The following is a 15446-nucleotide window of genomic DNA, read 5'->3' on the forward strand; positions in this document are numbered from 1 at the left end:
GGATTCCTTTCTCTCAAAAAAAAGTAAAGTTTGGCTTGGCCACTTTAGCTTTTTGATAACTTCCTATACAATGATAGACGATACTTTTCGACTGGCAAAGTGCTTTGCCGAAATTTTACGTATATCGTGTTAAAAGATGTGCAATTATGAATTAGATAAGGATGGTTGAGGATTCAGTGTTTAATAAGTTTATTCAGCGCAGAAAAACGCAAACCAATCACGATGATCAAACGACGCGGATTCCGTTTCGGTTAAATTTACTGCTGGTCATTGTGTTTCTTTTGTTAGCAGCCTTGGCCTTTCAAATGGCTTATTTACAGTTGAAAAAAGGTTCAATGTTTAAGGCAGAAATTAACCGTACGGATAATACGATTGAAACCAACAATGTGCAACGTGGGATGATCTACGATTCAACAGGTAAAGTGTTAGTCGGCAATGAAGCCCATCAGGCTATCAGTTATACCAAGGGAATCAATGTTACTGCTGAGGATATGTACAAAGTGGCGAACAAGCTTGGCGATTATCTGACGGTGCCGACGAATACATTAACAGATCGTCAGGCAGCGATTTATTATTTGGCGGATAGCAAACACAGTGCGGCAGTCACTGCTAAAATTCCTAAGGCTAGTTCCATGAGCACAACTGCTTTGCAGGCCGCTCAACAGGATTACGTGGCCAAACACAAGCCTGAACTGTCTGACAGTCAGAAAAACGCTGCCACGATTTTCACCAAGATGAATGGTGCCTATGCCTTGTCCACGACTTACATTAAAGAGACGGACGTAACGCCCACGGAAGTGTCGCAAATCGGTGAACACATGTCTGATATGCCCGGCGTAAAAACGGCAACCAGTTGGTCGCGGTCGTACCCTGCAGGGAATTCCGTCAAAAGTTTCGTAGGGACTGTCACGACTGAAAAGCAAGGGTTGCCGGCTGATGAGGTTAATGAGTTGCTCTCACAGGGTTACTCACGTAACGATTCTGTTGGGTCGAGTTACTTGGAGAAAGCTTACGAGCCAATTCTTCGCGGAACTAAGTCCAGAACGTCGGTGGAAGTTAGCAATAATAGCAAAATCACTAAGGAAACCAAAGAATACGCCGGTGCCAAGGGTTCTAATTTGGTCTTGACGGTTAATTCTAAATTCCAGGATGATGTTCAAAAAGTCATTGATAAACGCTTGCCAAGTGGCACTTGTCAGGGTGCTTATGCAGTGGTCATGAATCCCCAAACGGGGGCTGTGCTAGCAATGGGCGGTGATTCCCGTGATCCAAACACTGGCAAAGTGACAACTGATGCATTAGGTGCAATTAACCAACCAATCGTTATGGGGTCTGTTGTTAAGCCCGCTATGTTGACTGGTGGTTTCGAGAGTGGCGCCATTACGCCGTCGAACAATACACTGGTTGATCAACCGATTATTCTGACAGGGACGTCGAAAATTACGACTGACTGGAACCAAAACGGTGCTTTCCCGATGGATGCTGCACTGGCACTAGAAGAATCCTCTAACTCTTATGCCGTTCAGGTTGCGATGAAGATGGTTGGTTTCAAATATTCGCAAGGTGAATCCATCAATGGGTTACCAAGCACAATGTTCCAGACGCTTAGAAATAATTTCAGTCAGTATGGACTGGGTGTTAAGACGGGGATTGACCTACCAGGTGAGTCGGCAGGTTTAAAGGGGCTGTCTGGTCGTGCCAACATTGGATCAGCCTTAGTTGAAGCGTTTGGTAACTATGACGCGTACACAACGTTACAATTAGCTCAGTACGTGTCAACGCTGGCTAATGGTGGTTATCGGATGCAGCCATACTTAGTCTCACAAATACGTGGAACTGACAAGAATGGTGGATTAGGAAACGTTGAATATCAGGCTCATCCAAAGGCATTGAACTACGTTTCAGCAAGTGCTGATGCCAAGAAGATTATTAAACAAGGGATGTGGCAAGTGGTTAACGGTTCCTCAGCACATAAAACTGGGGCTGAAGTGCTAACTAAATTGAAGCCTGGGATTGCTGCCAAAACGGGGACTGCCGAAACATTTGTTAACGGTAAGCAGACTGTTACTTCCAGTATCATTAGTTTTGCACCAACAGATAATCCACAAGTTGCTGTTGCTGTTGCGGTTCCTGGATTGCCGGAAGAAACTGCTTCATATCTTGTCAACCAGGATATTGCAGCTGACATTTATAATTTGTACTGGAAAGATATTCAAAGTTCTGACGGATTTAAATAATCAATTGTCAGAAAATACTGGTCAACAATGAATAAAAATGATAAAATTGTTCGAGTTGAGGCGTCTTCGCCAATTTCAAGCAGAGTGGAGGGTTAAAGATGCGCGTACACATTACCTTAGAATGCACCGAATGTGGTCGGCAAACATACTTGTCATCAAAGAATCGGCGCAACAATCCAGACCGGATCGAATTAAACAAGTACTGCCCTCACGATCGCAAAGTCACTTTGCACCGTGAAACTAAGTAATGACTAATTAGCGCCTGGGATTTCCTCGGGCGCTTTTTTGTTTTCAATAGAAAATAATCGCAATCATTATCCGCTGATGGAGGTGCATGATGCAAACAAAAGATGTAATCAGAAAAAACGTAATTAATGCATTGGACAGAATGGTGCCGGCGGATAAGGCGGCTGAAAGCCAACAACTCATCGATGGGCTGGTTGGGAGTTCAATTTGGCAAGATGCTAAATCAATCGGCTTAACCATGAGTGCAGCAGTTGAGTTAGATACGCGTCCGTTAATTGCTCAGGCGTTGGCAGCTGGCAAACAGGTTAGTGTGCCTAAAACACGCCCACATCGTCAGATGACGTTCATTACGTTAGGGGCGGGTGTTTCTTTTGAGGCGTCTGCATTTGGCATTCAGGAACCTGTTGGGGGTCGGAGCATTGACCCTAATCAGATGGATTTAATCGTTGTGCCCGGCGTTGCCTTTGCTGATGATGGTAGTCGTATTGGCTTTGGGGCTGGCTATTATGATCGTTATTTAGCTGCGTTTAAAGGTGAAACAGTCAGCTTAGCGCTGTCACCACAACGTTTTCGTAAACGGACGTGGACAGCCGATTCTTTTGATATAAAGATAAAACAAATCATTTCGCTCAAGGAGGCAGATTAATGAACGTTTGGCAACGCATACGGCGAGGGTCACCCGTAACAGTCGGACTAATTATCATCAATGTACTCGTTTTTTTGTGGATGCTGTTTGAGTTTGGCATTCAGGGCATTTCATTGGCGAGTCCATTTTCTGTCCAATCGCTGGATCAATCAGGCGCATTGTCTGGAACCGCCGTTCAAGCTGGTGAATGGTGGCGGTTAATTACACCAATGTTTATTCACGTCACGTTTGAGCATATTGCGCTGAACATGATTACGCTTTATTTTTTGGGTCGTTATGTGGAGATGACGTTTGGTCATTGGCGGACGTTGGTTATTTACTTAGTCAGTGGTTTTACCGGTAATGTTTGGAGTATGTTCTTTCATCCGGCAGGATTGTCTGCAGGCGCTAGCACAGCCATTTTTGGTCTGTTTGGTGCGTTTATCGCATTAGACGTCATTGAACAAAATAATCCCGCGATTCATGCAATTGCTCGGCAATTCTCAATCTTAGTGGTCGTTAACTTGGTGTTTGATATCTTTGCCGTTGGTATTGATATCTGGGGGCACATTGGTGGGTTGATTGGCGGAATTGCCGTGGCCTTCTTGCTGAGTGTCCCAAAGCGTTATAACAATCCAGCCGTTTCACGCTGGCTGCGTGTGGTTGGCCTAATTGGTGTGGTTGTTGCAAACTTTGGACTCATTCGTTTGTTTTAATCTGGATGAGTTGAAATCGTCAAAAGTGAGGCAAAATTTATGTATCGGGACAATCCGAAATCATTACGCACGTTGTACGATGTTCAGCAGGTGTTAAAGGCATTCGGCATCTATGTCTATGTGGGCAAACGAATGTGGGATATTGAAGTCATGACACTGGAGCTGGATAATTTGTACCGGATGAACGCCATTGACAAACCAACGTGGCTACAAGCGAAAGTGGTGTTGACACATGAACACCGAATTGAAGAGCAAAAATCAAAAAAGACTAATGAGCACTAGGCACTGTTTGAACAAATGTGTACAATGTGAGTATTGAGTTTAGAAGATGGAGGGATTGTTCGTGTTAGTTGCTGCTTCTGTAGGAGAAATAATTTTTGACGTTGTTGGCCTGTTGATTGTGTTCGGTTGGATTGGATGGCGTGTTTATCTAGTTATTAAACGTCGGCAGGTTTCAACGTTGTTAACACAGGAAGAATTTCAGGCAGGAATGCGTAAAGCACAAATTATCGATGTTCGTGAAAAAAAGGACTTTGATTCTGGCCACATTCTTGGCGCCCGCAGTGTGCCTTATTCAACCTTTAGTCAACGTTATAAAGAAATTCGTGACGACTTACCGGTTTATCTTTACGATGAAGGTAAGGCGTTGAGCACACGGGCAGCCCTTCGTTTAGCTCGCAATGGTTACAAACAGATTTTTATCTTGACGGATGGCTATGGCCACTGGGAAGGTAAAACGAAAGCTAGCAAGTATTAGATTTGGTGCATTTAAGTTATTAAAAAATCGGTATCCATCATGAATTCAAACGAATGCATGATGGATACCGATTTTTTGTGTAAAATAAATTGGAATATGCGAAACTACTAGTTGAGGTGAGATGAACGGGATTTACGGACAGCCCGTCGACGATTGTCATCCACGCGTTGTTCTTCGTCCTCAATAGGTGAAACAACGGTTTTGTGGAATGAAAAAACACCAGCGGCTACAGCACCAATAGTTGCTAATGTGCCTAATAAAAATCCTTGTGTAAATTTCTTCATGGTTTGACCTCCTCAATTTTTTATAATAATCAAGATGCGATTTAAACTACACGTTTATTATGTCTTTTTTTAACCGTAACGTCCAGTGAAAGGGGGTACATTTCGGTGACACTGATTATCGCTCATCGCGGTCTTGCCCGTCAACATCCTGAAAATACAATGGCTGCGTTTAAAGCAGCCTTGAGCAGTGGTGCTGATGGCCTCGAAACTGATGTTCAGGAAACGGCAGATCACAAGCTGATTTTGTGTCATGATAGCCGTGTTGATCGGACAACAAATGGCACTGGTGAAATTAGTCGGCTACGGTTGACGACAATTCAACACTTAGACGCAGGCTGGCGGTTTTACGGCCATAAATCTGACATCAGAATACCGACACTGGTCGAACTCTTGGATTATTTAGAAAAACAAGCTTTTCACGGCGTTCTCAATTTAGAAATTAAGGTCCCAAAAAATGGCAGTGCATTGGTAGCACAACATTTAGCCGACGTGTTAGCCAGTTTTCCGACGTTACTATCGGCCATAGTGGTGTCTAGTTTTAGCTATCAGTTACTCGCAGTTTTTCATCATGCCTTACCCGTCGTTGAAACGGCTCTATTAACGCGTTGGCCGATGCCAGTTGTGAGACTTACTCATTGTGGGGAGTCAGTAACCAGCGTGCACCTTAAGTGGTGGTGGCTGTTTATGGATAAGAGATGGATTTTCAATAATCGGGCCATTGTTAGAGTATGGACGGTTAATCAATCATCATTACTCAAAAAATGTTTCCAGCTAGGTGTGGCCGCTGTTATTACAGATGAACTTGAGCTTTCCCAAATGTTACGATCAGTTTATTCAACAAATGAATTTCCAAAACGTGAATCAAAGGAAAATAGAAAATGAAACCAAAGGTATTAATGATTGTTGGTCCAACGGCTGTGGGTAAAACAGATTTATCCATCACACTGGCGAAAAAATTTAACGGGGAGATTATTTCCGGTGATTCAATGCAGGTATACCGTCATCTTGACATTGGCACGGCTAAAGTGACTGCTGAAGAACGCCAAGGGGTACCACACTTTTTGATTAATGAATGTGACGTTCAGGATTCTTTCACGGTAGCAATGTTTGTTGAACGTGCCGCCACGCTTATCTCTGAAATCACTGCGCGCGGTCATCTGCCAATGATTGTTGGCGGGACCGGCTTTTATTTACAAGCATTGCTAACGGGGCTACAACTGGGAACACCGGCAAATCAGCAATTTCGTGATCACTGGCAGACATTGGCTGTTGAACATGGCAATCAGTGGGTTTGGGACCAGCTCAAACAGCGGGATGAAATCGCCGCTAGCAAGATTCCTGCTGGCAATGTTCGCCGCGTGATCCGGGCACTGGAAGTCTTTGAGACAACCGGAAAGTCCATTGAGATTCAAACAGACCATCCGAATCGGTATGATGCGTTCATCGTTGGTTTAAATACGGATCGAGCGGTATTGTACGAGCGGATTAATAAACGGGTTGATTTGATGCTACAAGCTGGCTTGTTGGATGAGGCGCACTGGCTTTTTGAACAGGGCGGTGAACACCTGCAGGCTGGCCGCGGTATCGGCTATAAAGAACTGTTTCCCTATTTTCGCAAAACAGAATCGTTAGACCAGGCGGTGGGTATATTGAAACAAAACTCTCGTCATTATGCCAAACGGCAGTTAACATGGTTCCGTCATCAATTACCAGTTAACTGGTATGATTTGATCCAGCAGCCTGAGGAACTTGAGGCTATAGAAAGGCAGACGCAAGCGTGGTTGGCAAACCAAATTAATTGATTGCACAAGACTGATATGACTCAATTTTGTTGTTTTTAAATTAAAGTCAATCTTTCGTGTCAGAACTTATGACATGAAAGATTGACTTTAATACTTTGCGGTGGGATGATGCAGTTGTTCAAATGTTTGTGAGTTTTTGGGAGGCTGACTGATGGCGGAAAAACAGTTGCGTCGGTCATTGGCAATTTTACCGATGAGTACGGTAATGGCGCTGACTGACCTTTCAGCACGACAGATCCGGTATTATGAGACACAGGCGTTAGTTCATCCAGCACGGAATGAGGGCAATCGTCGGCGTTATTCATTGAATGATGTGGACCGTTTGCTGGAAGTGAAGGATGGTCTGGCAAGCGGGATGGACTTTGCGACAATGCGCCGTTTGTATGCAAAGACACATCAGGTTGAGTCTACACAATTGGAATCGAAACGGTTGTCAGACGAACGTGCACGTCATTTACTTGAGGCTGAAATGCAACAGTTAGCAGGGATGCGGCCGCCACAGTCTGGTCTTCAGCAACGCTTATAAGCGCTTTTCTTTAGCAACAACAGTTGGCAATCGAGGTTAGTCGAAAGGATAGGCAGGAGCATGGCAAAGAAGACATACACGAAGGATGAAATTCGTGAATTGGTTAAGACGGAGCACGTGGAGTTTTTACGATTAATGTTTACTGATCTGATGGGTTCAATTAAGAACGTTGAAGTGCCGACGAGTCAATTGGACAAGTTGTTAGATAATAAGTTAATGTTTGACGGTTCATCCATCGATGGCTTCGTTAGAATCGAAGAAAGTGATATGTATCTTCACCCAGACCTGTCGACGTGGATGGTTTTTCCGTGGGGCAGTGAGCATGGTCGGGTAGCCCGAGTGATTTGTGAAGTTTATACGACGGACGGAAAACCATTCGAAGGTGACCCGCGTAACAACTTGATTCGTGTCGTTGATGAGATGAAAGCCGCTGGTTTTACGTCTTTCAACATTGGCCCAGAACCAGAATTCTTCCTGTTTAAGATGGATGAGAATGGCGAGCCAACATTGAAGTTAAATGACAAGGGAAGCTATTTTGATTTGGAGCCAATGGACCTTGGCGAGAATTGCCGTCGTGACATTGTCCTTGAACTCGAAAAAATGGGCTTTGAAGTCGAAGCTGCCCATCATGAAGTTGCACCTGGTCAGCATGAAATCGACTTCAAGTATGCTGATGCACTGGAGGCGGCCGACAATATTCAAACGTTTAAACTCGTGGTTAAAACAATTGCAAGAAAGTACGGACTGTTTGCCACCTTTATGCCCAAGCCACTTGAAGGTATCAATGGGTCAGGCATGCATATGAATATGTCATTATCAACCGCTAAGGGCAATGCGTTTTACGATGCTGACGGTGAATTGGAACTCAGCGAAACCGCTTATCATTTTCTTGGTGGACTGCTGGCTCATGCCCGTAATCTAACTGCTGTTGTAAATCCAATCGTGAACTCCTACAAACGTCTGGTGCCAGGTTTCGAAGCCCCAGTTTATGTAGCCTGGTCAGGTTCCAACCGTTCACCACTGGTTCGTGTGCCCAGTGCACGTGGCAATTCGACACGTTTAGAGTTGCGTTCAGTTGATCCTGCTGCCAATCCATATCTTGCCATAGCTGCGATGTTGGAAGCCGGTTTGGATGGCATTCGTAATGGGATGACGCCAAACGATTCTGTCGATCGCAACATCTATTCAATGGACGAAAAAGAGCGTGATACTAACCACATTAGCAATTTGCCAGACAATTTACACAATGCCACCAAAGCTCTGCAAAGTGATCCCGTCATGAAGGCGGCTTTAGGCGATCATTTATTCCAAAGCTTTATTGAAGCCAAAAAGCTGGAATGGGCATCGTATCGTCAGTCTGTCACTAAGTGGGAACGTGATCAGTATCTGGAACAATATTAATATTTGAGGGCTGTTTCTTGGCGCGACAATGTGCTCTTAAGTTTAGGTTAATCAGTCATCAAGTTATAGTAAAATAAATAAACATTTAACCGTGATGAATAGCGTCGCTTTTTAGCTGAAAGTCGACTGCGGATATTCATCACGGCTTTTTGTCTAAAAAATTCTAAATTTAAATGTTAAGAAAACGTTTGCAACACTGCCGGGGCGATTGTCGACATGATGGCAGTAGTGTACGATATAAGTGTATGAATTTAGTGAACAAGGGGTAAGACGGCATGGATAATCCACAAACGAAAAAAGTCGGATCACGTAATGTACGTCCTGAGTTGTCTGGTAAACTCGGACAAAAGTCACGTTATTTGGATGAATTAACCGGCGCCATTAATGATTTTAATGATCGTCGGGTCTACGAATTAGTTGACCCACAACGTTACAACACGTTGATTAGGGGCAATAAACAGACGGAAGGCAACCAATTAGCACGTTTGGTCGATGATATACACCCTGAACTCAGTCATTATTTGAGTGCGGAGCTTATTGCTTATTTAAAGCACACATACCCATTCTTTTATTTTGAAGAACCGGAAAACGGCAAATTCAATGTATTCTTTGGGAACTGGTGGGATCGACGCCAGTTTGGTGAATTAGACGTTTTAAACGCACAATTCATTTTTGACAGCGAAGAGTATGAAAAATTGACACAGTCGTTTGCACTTGAATCAGAGGGCAAAAACTACAATTCGGACCGCATCAAAGACATTGCTCGGCAAAGTCAAGAATTGCAGGAACTGGTCAAGAACCAAGAACAACGAGATTTGCAAAAAGAAAAATTACGTTCACAACTTAAAGAAGTTGGGGAATCGCGCACGTTGTTTAACGGCGGTCATTCGAAGGCTGAACGTCAAGATATTTTGGATCAGTTGACGAAGCTTGCTGACGAGGATGATCAGGCAAACAACGCTTATAAAGGGATGAAAGCCAACGAAGATGAGTCGTTAGTTTTGTCCAAGGAAGACACGATTCTAAGCTACGAAAAGCAAGCGATTCGCAAAGTGTTTGGTGACTTTGCAACGTTTAAAGATCGTAATGCTAGCTTATATGTTGACTATATCAGTCATCTAATTGGTCGGGCAATTGAAGCAGGGCAAGCTGACCCGGATGAAAAAATGCCATCCAGTGAAATTCGTTCTCAGGATAGTGCACTTGCTGCTAACGCAGAGAGCGCAAGCAATTCAGCAACTAGTGAGGTGACTTCAGATGACAAGTGATGATAAAAGAGATTTGACGTCAGCTAGTGCTGAATCTACTGAAGCAAGCACGGCCAAAGATGTCCATTCTGATCAGACTGTATCAACGGCAACTAAGCAGCAACAATCTTCCAAGACTGATTCGGAAGCAACTACAGATTCTGTAGCTGTCAGTGCGGCCAAAAAAGAAGCTGAGTCTGGCACCAGCAAAGAGACAAAGGTAGATACATTAACGCCAAGTCAACGTTTTAGAATCTACAACAACAACATAAAAGATGGTTTGCAAAACGGCATTCAGTTCACTAAGTACTTGGATCAACTGACTGAGACGCAAGATACTGATGAATTGTTAGATTCGGCTACGCATTTATTTGATTTTAAAATGGATACCGCGTTTGTAACTTTTCCACACCAATACACGGCTTCCGACTATTATTTGCTCTTTATGAGTCGCTTACTGGAGATTCACGAAGAAAAAGGGTTAATTCTCACCAGTGCGGCTGATCATGAAGAATTAAGCGTTACGTTTGACGCGTTAGGCACACAACCTGACTTTAAGTTTGTATTGGTTGGTGGTCGCAATGGAGGTGCCTTCTTCACAGATAAGGCTTCCGGTCTCCACTTGTTCTATATGAACCTGGAACGTCAGCAAATTCGGTTCAACAGCAAAGCATTTACTGACCTATTTGCGGTGGCGTTAGCTGATCAACCAGCAGACAAGAAGATGGCTGCAATTGATACGCTCATTACGTTTGCCAAGGATTTACAGCGTGATTATCACTTTACGGCTGACTATAACTTGTTAGAAACTGACAATAATGCGGAATATCAAACAAAACATCCAGCATTACCAGCAGGTACAGTGGACAAGCTCTTCGTGGCCTCGGCTGACAGTCATTATATGCTACAAAATGCCCCCGCAGGCAATGGCGCTATCATTGACTTAGAAGATGATCTTGTCTTTGGTATTGCGGACGCTGGCACGCAGACAGCACCTAAGTGGGTCATCACCACGACGGATCCTAAGAACCAAATTTCTTTGATGGCAGTGTTGTTGAATTATGATTTCATTCGTCAATGGTACTTAGCTAATCGCGATGATTTAGAGATTCAGTCCGATCCGTTAATTTTTGCTTAATAGACAGGTTAGGGGAATTACAATGTTAGATTTAGCGATGCTCTTGCGCGAATGCATTGAGTTTGATCAACAAGTACATGATGCAAAGCAATTACAATGGTCGCGTGAGGATAGTCTACAGAACGCATATTTAGCCTTAGACGTCGAGCTGGCCGAGATTGCGAATACGAGTGAATGGTTTAAGGTGTGGAAAACGCACCGCGGCAAAAGTAATCCTGGTCAAACGTCCCATCAGACGCTGTTAGAAGAATATGTCGATGCATTGGATTTCTTCTTGTTGATTTTCCATAAACAGCAATGGACACATTTAACAGTCTTAACGCCTGACGAATTGACTAAGCTGACAAAGGGACCAGATCTTAATCTAACCAAGACCTATTTGGCCATTAACAGTATGATTTTATCCAGTTTAAAAGAACATCGTCAGGGCGATTTTGGCCATGCGTGGCACTTATTCTTAACAATGGGTTTGCGTGGTTTTGGTTTCACGCAAGATGAAATTCAGGAAGCTTATCAAGCAAAGCGCGAGAAAAATTTAAAACGTCAGGCTGATGACTATTAGTCTTTTCGTGACAATATAGCAATCAAAATAAGGCTTAACGTTGGGGATAAAACCCCAACGTTAAGCCTTATTTCGTGTTCGTTAGCACGCTCACGCCTACCAGTTATTAGTTTGACGAGTCAATAACTGCGGATCTGAATAAAAAAAGTTGGTAAACGTAACTGTTTTTGGAGAGCTGGCGCTCACGAGCGAAATCATTTTATGAACTGATCCTGTCATATAATGTGGTGTATAAATCATGCCTTCAATGAGCCAATTTTTGATTAAGCCAACATAAGCAGATACTGTAAAGGCAATTTGAATATTGATTGGTACGCCGATGTCAGCAAACGCCGGTTTCATCTGATCATAGAAACGATTTAGATAGCCAGTCATTCGAGCATATAATTCATGTTCAAATAACCCATTTTCCTGTGTATTCAACAAAACGTTGAACATCTGAGCGTCTTTTTCAATGTAGTTAAAGGCGTTGTTTAAGTAAAAGACATTTACTGCATGACCGTTCAGAAAGGCGTAATGCTCTGGTAAACTATCAGTGCCGTCATCAATGACGGCATCGAAAAAGTCATCCAAAATTTCGGTCATGGCACGTGAAATGAAATCTCGCTTGTCTTTATAATGTAAATAAAATGTTCCTCGAGTAATGTGCGCAGTTTCAGTGATCTTTTGAACACTGATATTTTCAATTTTGTATTGTTGCATCAGACTGATTAGGGCAGTTTTTAAACTTGACCGCGTTTTAATCACCCGAGGGTCCAAATGTTTAACCATGATGCACCCCCAAGTTGCTCAATTTATTAGACAGCACTCTGATAAATGTTTACAAAGCCTATTATATAAGAAATGAAAGCGCTTCGTCAACAGATAAATAGACTATATTACACATTCTTGCAAGCGAATACATTTGTGCAGTATAGTGATCTTTTAGCTTATGTTTTGTGGCCGGCATGTGTAGTTCAAGAAATTTAGAGATTTAAAAAACGGTTTGTCCTTTTCTTTGTGGTTCTGACTGTGATACACTGTTCTAGTCCCGAACTTATCCGTTTGGGATCATTCCAGGCGGTCACTTCGGTGATCGTCTTTATTTTTGTATCAGCACTATACGTGACCAAATTTGATTTTATTACTTGGACAATGTGTGCAAGAGCAACTGGTTGCTTGGCAATTATATTGAATAATCTTCTAAACTTAAATTGACACTGTCGATTCCATTTTTTATACTAATAAGGTTAAGTTTTGCAACAGTAGCTCAGTTGGATAGAGCATCGGTCTTCTAAACCGAGGGTCGTGGGTTCGAACCCCACCTGTTGCATTTTTGTATCATCGGTTAGTATGTGATTAACCGTTGTTATCGTTGAGATATCGGCATTTGTAGTCGATTAGCATATTGTTAAAGGTCACGAGTTTCGTGACCTTTTCGTGTCCTTTCGTGACTTTTTCGTGACCAATATCAGATGATTCCCTGATCAGCTAGAAATGCTTGCCTGAGCGTTTGATTTTCTCGTTTGAGGTCGTCAGTCTCTTTTACATAATATTTTTCTAAAGTTTCGACAGTATGGCCGAGAAAACCTGCAATAAATTTATCGTCTAATTTCGCGAGTCTCATCATTGTTGCCTGCGTGCGTCGCCAAGCATGTGATGTAATACGAGTTACACCAGCTTTTTGACATTGATGGTCAAGAAACTTGTTGACCGCATTCGGTGTGATCGGTAGACCGTCATCGCCAATAAAAAGATACTGACTCATAGGAACGACCTTAGAGCCGTATACGGACGTTTGTTGCCAATGACGGTAATCATTCAGATAATCAAAGAGGGAAGCCTCTACGGTGATTTCTCGTGGTCTGGTGTGGTCCTTTAGATGAATCCGACCTGTGTTCTCCATGTAATCGTATTGACCATCAATGAGAATCTTGTGTTCTGATGCGTTAATCTTCGACCATGTGAGGCCAAGTAGCTCACCAATTCGCATGCCAGTGAACGCTTGAACGATGCACGCATACTTAGAGGCACAGTCTGGTGACTGCAATATTTGATTGAGCAGTAATTTATAATCATGAATATCTAACACAGTTTGCTTAGGATGCTTCAACTTGCGTGTGACACCAGTAAAACGAGCACCTACACAAGGGTTGCGCAAGATGATGCCTTCGTCGACAGCGTTCTCCATCATTGACTTAAACGTTGTGTGCATCGTCCTCACAGTCTCGTGTGAGTGCGTTCTTGCCTCTGTATTGAGCCACAACTGATAGTTTGCTTTAGTGATCATATCTAGCTGCTTACCGGAGGTGAAAAAGGTGAGAGCGTGCTTCATGTCAACTTCTATGCGAGAAATTGTACGTTTTTCTACAAATGGCTTCTTATACAATTCAAGCCAATGTGTATAATACTTGCCTAACGTAACGGCCTTACTACTGTGACCCATATTTGCGTCTGCGATAACTTGCGCTTCATATGCACGAGCTTCGACCGCAGTGTCGAATGTCTTCTTGCCACCGATCCATTCACCGGTAACGATGTCTTTGTAACGTGGGCGGATTTGCCACCGTCCGTTGGCTAGTTTTTTAGGTTTTGCCATTTTATTGTCTCCTTTGTGAAGACAGGTCAACCATGGCAGATTCAGTTACCCTAATAGCGGTTAGGGTAGGTTGGTACTTTCGGCATCACTCCTTTCAGTGATATAATAAAAACATCGCGGAGACATAAGCGCTCCACCAAAATAAGACTCATTGAGTCTTTACATGTCGCACACTCTCAAAACTTTGGTCGGGGATGAGGGTGTGTTTTTTATTTGTGCAAATTTCTGCCAAACGAGTTGCACGTTTGATGATGATCTGTCACAGAAACCGGTAGCAGCCAAAGGGGCGTTCAATGATCTCAAGGGAGAGAGACACTGCTACCAATAGACCCGGTGGACTCGAACCAACCACCTCGCAATTATAATTAAGTGCTCTAACCGACTGAGCTACGGGTCTGTGTTGCACATCCGAAAGGGTGTGCTTTTTAAAAAGTATTCTGTGAAATGAAATTTTGAATTTGCAGAGCCATTTGGTAGTAAGTGGTTTGAGTTGGATGAATCCAATGATCTCCAGTAGTTTGATTTGCATTTGATGCAGTCACAACTGGGTCTGTTCTCCAGTCTAATGATGGAATTTTAAGTTCCTTATAAGTGGTTGCTAGACCATCACATAGTTGATCGTAATTATAACCACCTGGGCCACCATAAACTGCCTGATTCGTAACCGCGTATGATGGCAGAATTCCAAAAAGTCTTATTCTAGGATTTTTTTCACGAATCTTTGTAACTTCTTCTGTTAATTTTTCTTCAACATCTGGGAGAGTTGTTTGCATGCCATCTAGGTCGTTGATTCCATAAGCAATAGTTGCCGCATCAAATTGAGAAAAATCAGTATTCGCAACGACTGTTTGTAAGTCTTTGTAAGTTGTGTTAGTGATTGTCCCACCACCAATGCCTAGGTTAATAGTTTTTAGGCCAGAGCTCTGATTTAAAATGTTTGCGATTGGAAATCGGACAACGGTAGTACCATTGTATCCTTCAGTAACTGAATCTCCCAGAGTTGCCAAATAGCTAAATGCATTCTTGATGTTGTTTGCACTATTCTGTTCATCGTAAGATTGAAGAACACCCATAGAATTAAAAACATAATTTTTTCCATTAATGGTAGTTGATCTATTCCACATTGATCCATATTGGTTGAAGTAATACCAATCTTTGTTTAGAATCATCCAGCCAGTTTGAGTGTCACCAGATGGGTTTAGGTAGTACCAGTATCCGTTATAGTATTGCCAACCGGTAAACATTGATCCATATCTATTGAATAAATACCATTTACCGTTGATGTATTGCCAACCAGTTAACATTGCACCATTACCATCAAGGTAGT

The 15446-nt window shown here is 42.9% G+C and carries 17 protein-coding genes and 1 tRNA gene; 14 read left to right on the forward strand and 4 right to left on the reverse strand.

Going from position 1 to position 15446, the window contains the following annotated elements; translation table 11 throughout:
• Positions 1–161 precede the first annotated feature (161 nt).
• The 6 genes from LDK34_RS10510 (at position 162) to LDK34_RS10535 (ending at position 4581) form a co-directional block, all read left to right on the forward strand.
• Positions 162–2237 carry a peptidoglycan D,D-transpeptidase FtsI family protein gene (locus tag LDK34_RS10510; RefSeq protein ID WP_017261740.1) on the forward strand — a complete coding sequence of 692 codons (2076 nt, stop codon included), beginning with the start codon at positions 162–164 and terminating at the stop codon, positions 2235–2237.
• A gap of 98 nt (positions 2238–2335) precedes the next feature.
• A complete protein-coding gene (gene rpmG, locus LDK34_RS10515) occupies positions 2336–2485 on the forward strand; it encodes a 50S ribosomal protein L33 (protein WP_081495844.1) in 150 nt (49 codons plus the stop codon).
• Between the two features lie 89 nt (positions 2486–2574).
• Positions 2575–3129, forward strand: coding sequence for a 5-formyltetrahydrofolate cyclo-ligase (locus tag LDK34_RS10520; RefSeq protein WP_178943466.1), 555 nt, complete (start codon positions 2575–2577; stop codon positions 3127–3129).
• A complete protein-coding gene (locus LDK34_RS10525; RefSeq protein ID WP_236941821.1) occupies positions 3129–3824 on the forward strand; it encodes a rhomboid family intramembrane serine protease in 696 nt (231 codons plus the stop codon). Before LDK34_RS10520 ends, LDK34_RS10525 begins: the two co-directional genes overlap by 1 nt.
• A gap of 39 nt (positions 3825–3863) precedes the next feature.
• Positions 3864–4106, forward strand: coding sequence for a YqgQ family protein (locus tag LDK34_RS10530; RefSeq protein WP_178942613.1), 243 nt, complete (start codon positions 3864–3866; stop codon positions 4104–4106).
• Positions 4107–4167: 61 nt separating this feature from the next.
• Complete coding sequence (locus LDK34_RS10535; RefSeq protein WP_225439093.1) at positions 4168–4581, forward strand: rhodanese-like domain-containing protein; 414 nt, start codon at positions 4168–4170, stop codon at positions 4579–4581.
• A 107-nt stretch (positions 4582–4688) separates the two neighbouring features.
• On the opposite strand, the gene LDK34_RS10540 is transcribed toward LDK34_RS10535, so the two are convergent.
• Positions 4689–4865 (reverse strand): DUF3042 family protein, encoded by a 177-nt coding sequence (locus LDK34_RS10540; protein ID WP_017261745.1) that lies wholly within the window; start codon positions 4863–4865, stop codon positions 4689–4691.
• Between the two features lie 105 nt (positions 4866–4970).
• On the opposite strand from LDK34_RS10540, the gene LDK34_RS10545 reads away from it, so the two are divergent.
• The 7 genes from LDK34_RS10545 to LDK34_RS10575 all read left to right on the forward strand — a co-directional run bounded on the left by LDK34_RS10545 (position 4971) and on the right by LDK34_RS10575 (position 11541).
• Complete coding sequence (locus LDK34_RS10545; RefSeq protein WP_178942612.1) at positions 4971–5747, forward strand: glycerophosphodiester phosphodiesterase; 777 nt, start codon at positions 4971–4973, stop codon at positions 5745–5747.
• Complete coding sequence (miaA, locus tag LDK34_RS10550) at positions 5744–6667, forward strand: tRNA (adenosine(37)-N6)-dimethylallyltransferase MiaA (RefSeq protein ID WP_236941822.1); 924 nt, start codon at positions 5744–5746, stop codon at positions 6665–6667. The genes LDK34_RS10545 and miaA overlap by 4 nt, the downstream gene beginning before the upstream one ends.
• Positions 6668–6818: 151 nt before the next feature.
• Complete coding sequence (locus LDK34_RS10555; RefSeq protein ID WP_178942610.1) at positions 6819–7193, forward strand: MerR family transcriptional regulator; 375 nt, start codon at positions 6819–6821, stop codon at positions 7191–7193.
• Between the two features lie 60 nt (positions 7194–7253).
• Positions 7254–8594 carry a type I glutamate--ammonia ligase gene (glnA, locus tag LDK34_RS10560; RefSeq protein WP_236941823.1) on the forward strand — a complete coding sequence of 447 codons (1341 nt, stop codon included), beginning with the start codon at positions 7254–7256 and terminating at the stop codon, positions 8592–8594.
• Positions 8595–8869: 275 nt separating this feature from the next.
• Positions 8870–9862: a hypothetical protein gene (locus LDK34_RS10565; protein ID WP_017261750.1), complete on the forward strand. Its 993-nt coding sequence runs from the start codon at positions 8870–8872 to the stop codon at positions 9860–9862.
• Entirely contained in the window at positions 9852–10979 is a 1128-nt protein-coding gene (locus tag LDK34_RS10570) for a hypothetical protein (RefSeq protein WP_178942608.1), read from the forward strand. The genes LDK34_RS10565 and LDK34_RS10570 overlap by 11 nt, the downstream gene beginning before the upstream one ends.
• A 22-nt stretch (positions 10980–11001) precedes the next feature.
• On the forward strand, positions 11002–11541 hold the full coding sequence (locus tag LDK34_RS10575; protein WP_178942607.1) for a dUTPase: 540 nt from the start codon (positions 11002–11004) through the stop codon (positions 11539–11541).
• A 96-nt stretch (positions 11542–11637) separates the two neighbouring features.
• On the opposite strand, the gene LDK34_RS10580 is transcribed toward LDK34_RS10575, so the two are convergent.
• Positions 11638–12312, reverse strand: coding sequence for a TetR/AcrR family transcriptional regulator (locus LDK34_RS10580; protein ID WP_178942606.1), 675 nt, complete (start codon positions 12310–12312; stop codon positions 11638–11640).
• 467 nt (positions 12313–12779) lie between these two features.
• On the opposite strand from LDK34_RS10580, the gene LDK34_RS10585 reads away from it, so the two are divergent.
• Positions 12780–12853: transfer RNA gene (locus LDK34_RS10585), tRNA-Arg, on the forward strand.
• Between the two features lie 138 nt (positions 12854–12991).
• Here LDK34_RS10585 and LDK34_RS10590 read toward each other — a convergent pair.
• Both LDK34_RS10590 and LDK34_RS10595 read right to left on the reverse strand, forming a co-directional pair.
• The gene (locus tag LDK34_RS10590) at positions 12992–14119 is read right to left on the reverse strand and encodes a tyrosine-type recombinase/integrase (protein ID WP_236941824.1); all 1128 of its coding nucleotides are present in this window, start codon (positions 14117–14119) and stop codon (positions 12992–12994) included.
• Between the two features lie 425 nt (positions 14120–14544).
• Positions 14545–15446, reverse strand: a 902-nt coding sequence (locus LDK34_RS10595) for an SGNH/GDSL hydrolase family protein (protein WP_236941825.1), incomplete at its 5' end; no start/stop codon positions are given.

Source organism: Furfurilactobacillus milii, from assembly GCF_021654115.1.
Lineage (GTDB): Bacteria > Bacillota > Bacilli > Lactobacillales > Lactobacillaceae > Furfurilactobacillus > Furfurilactobacillus milii.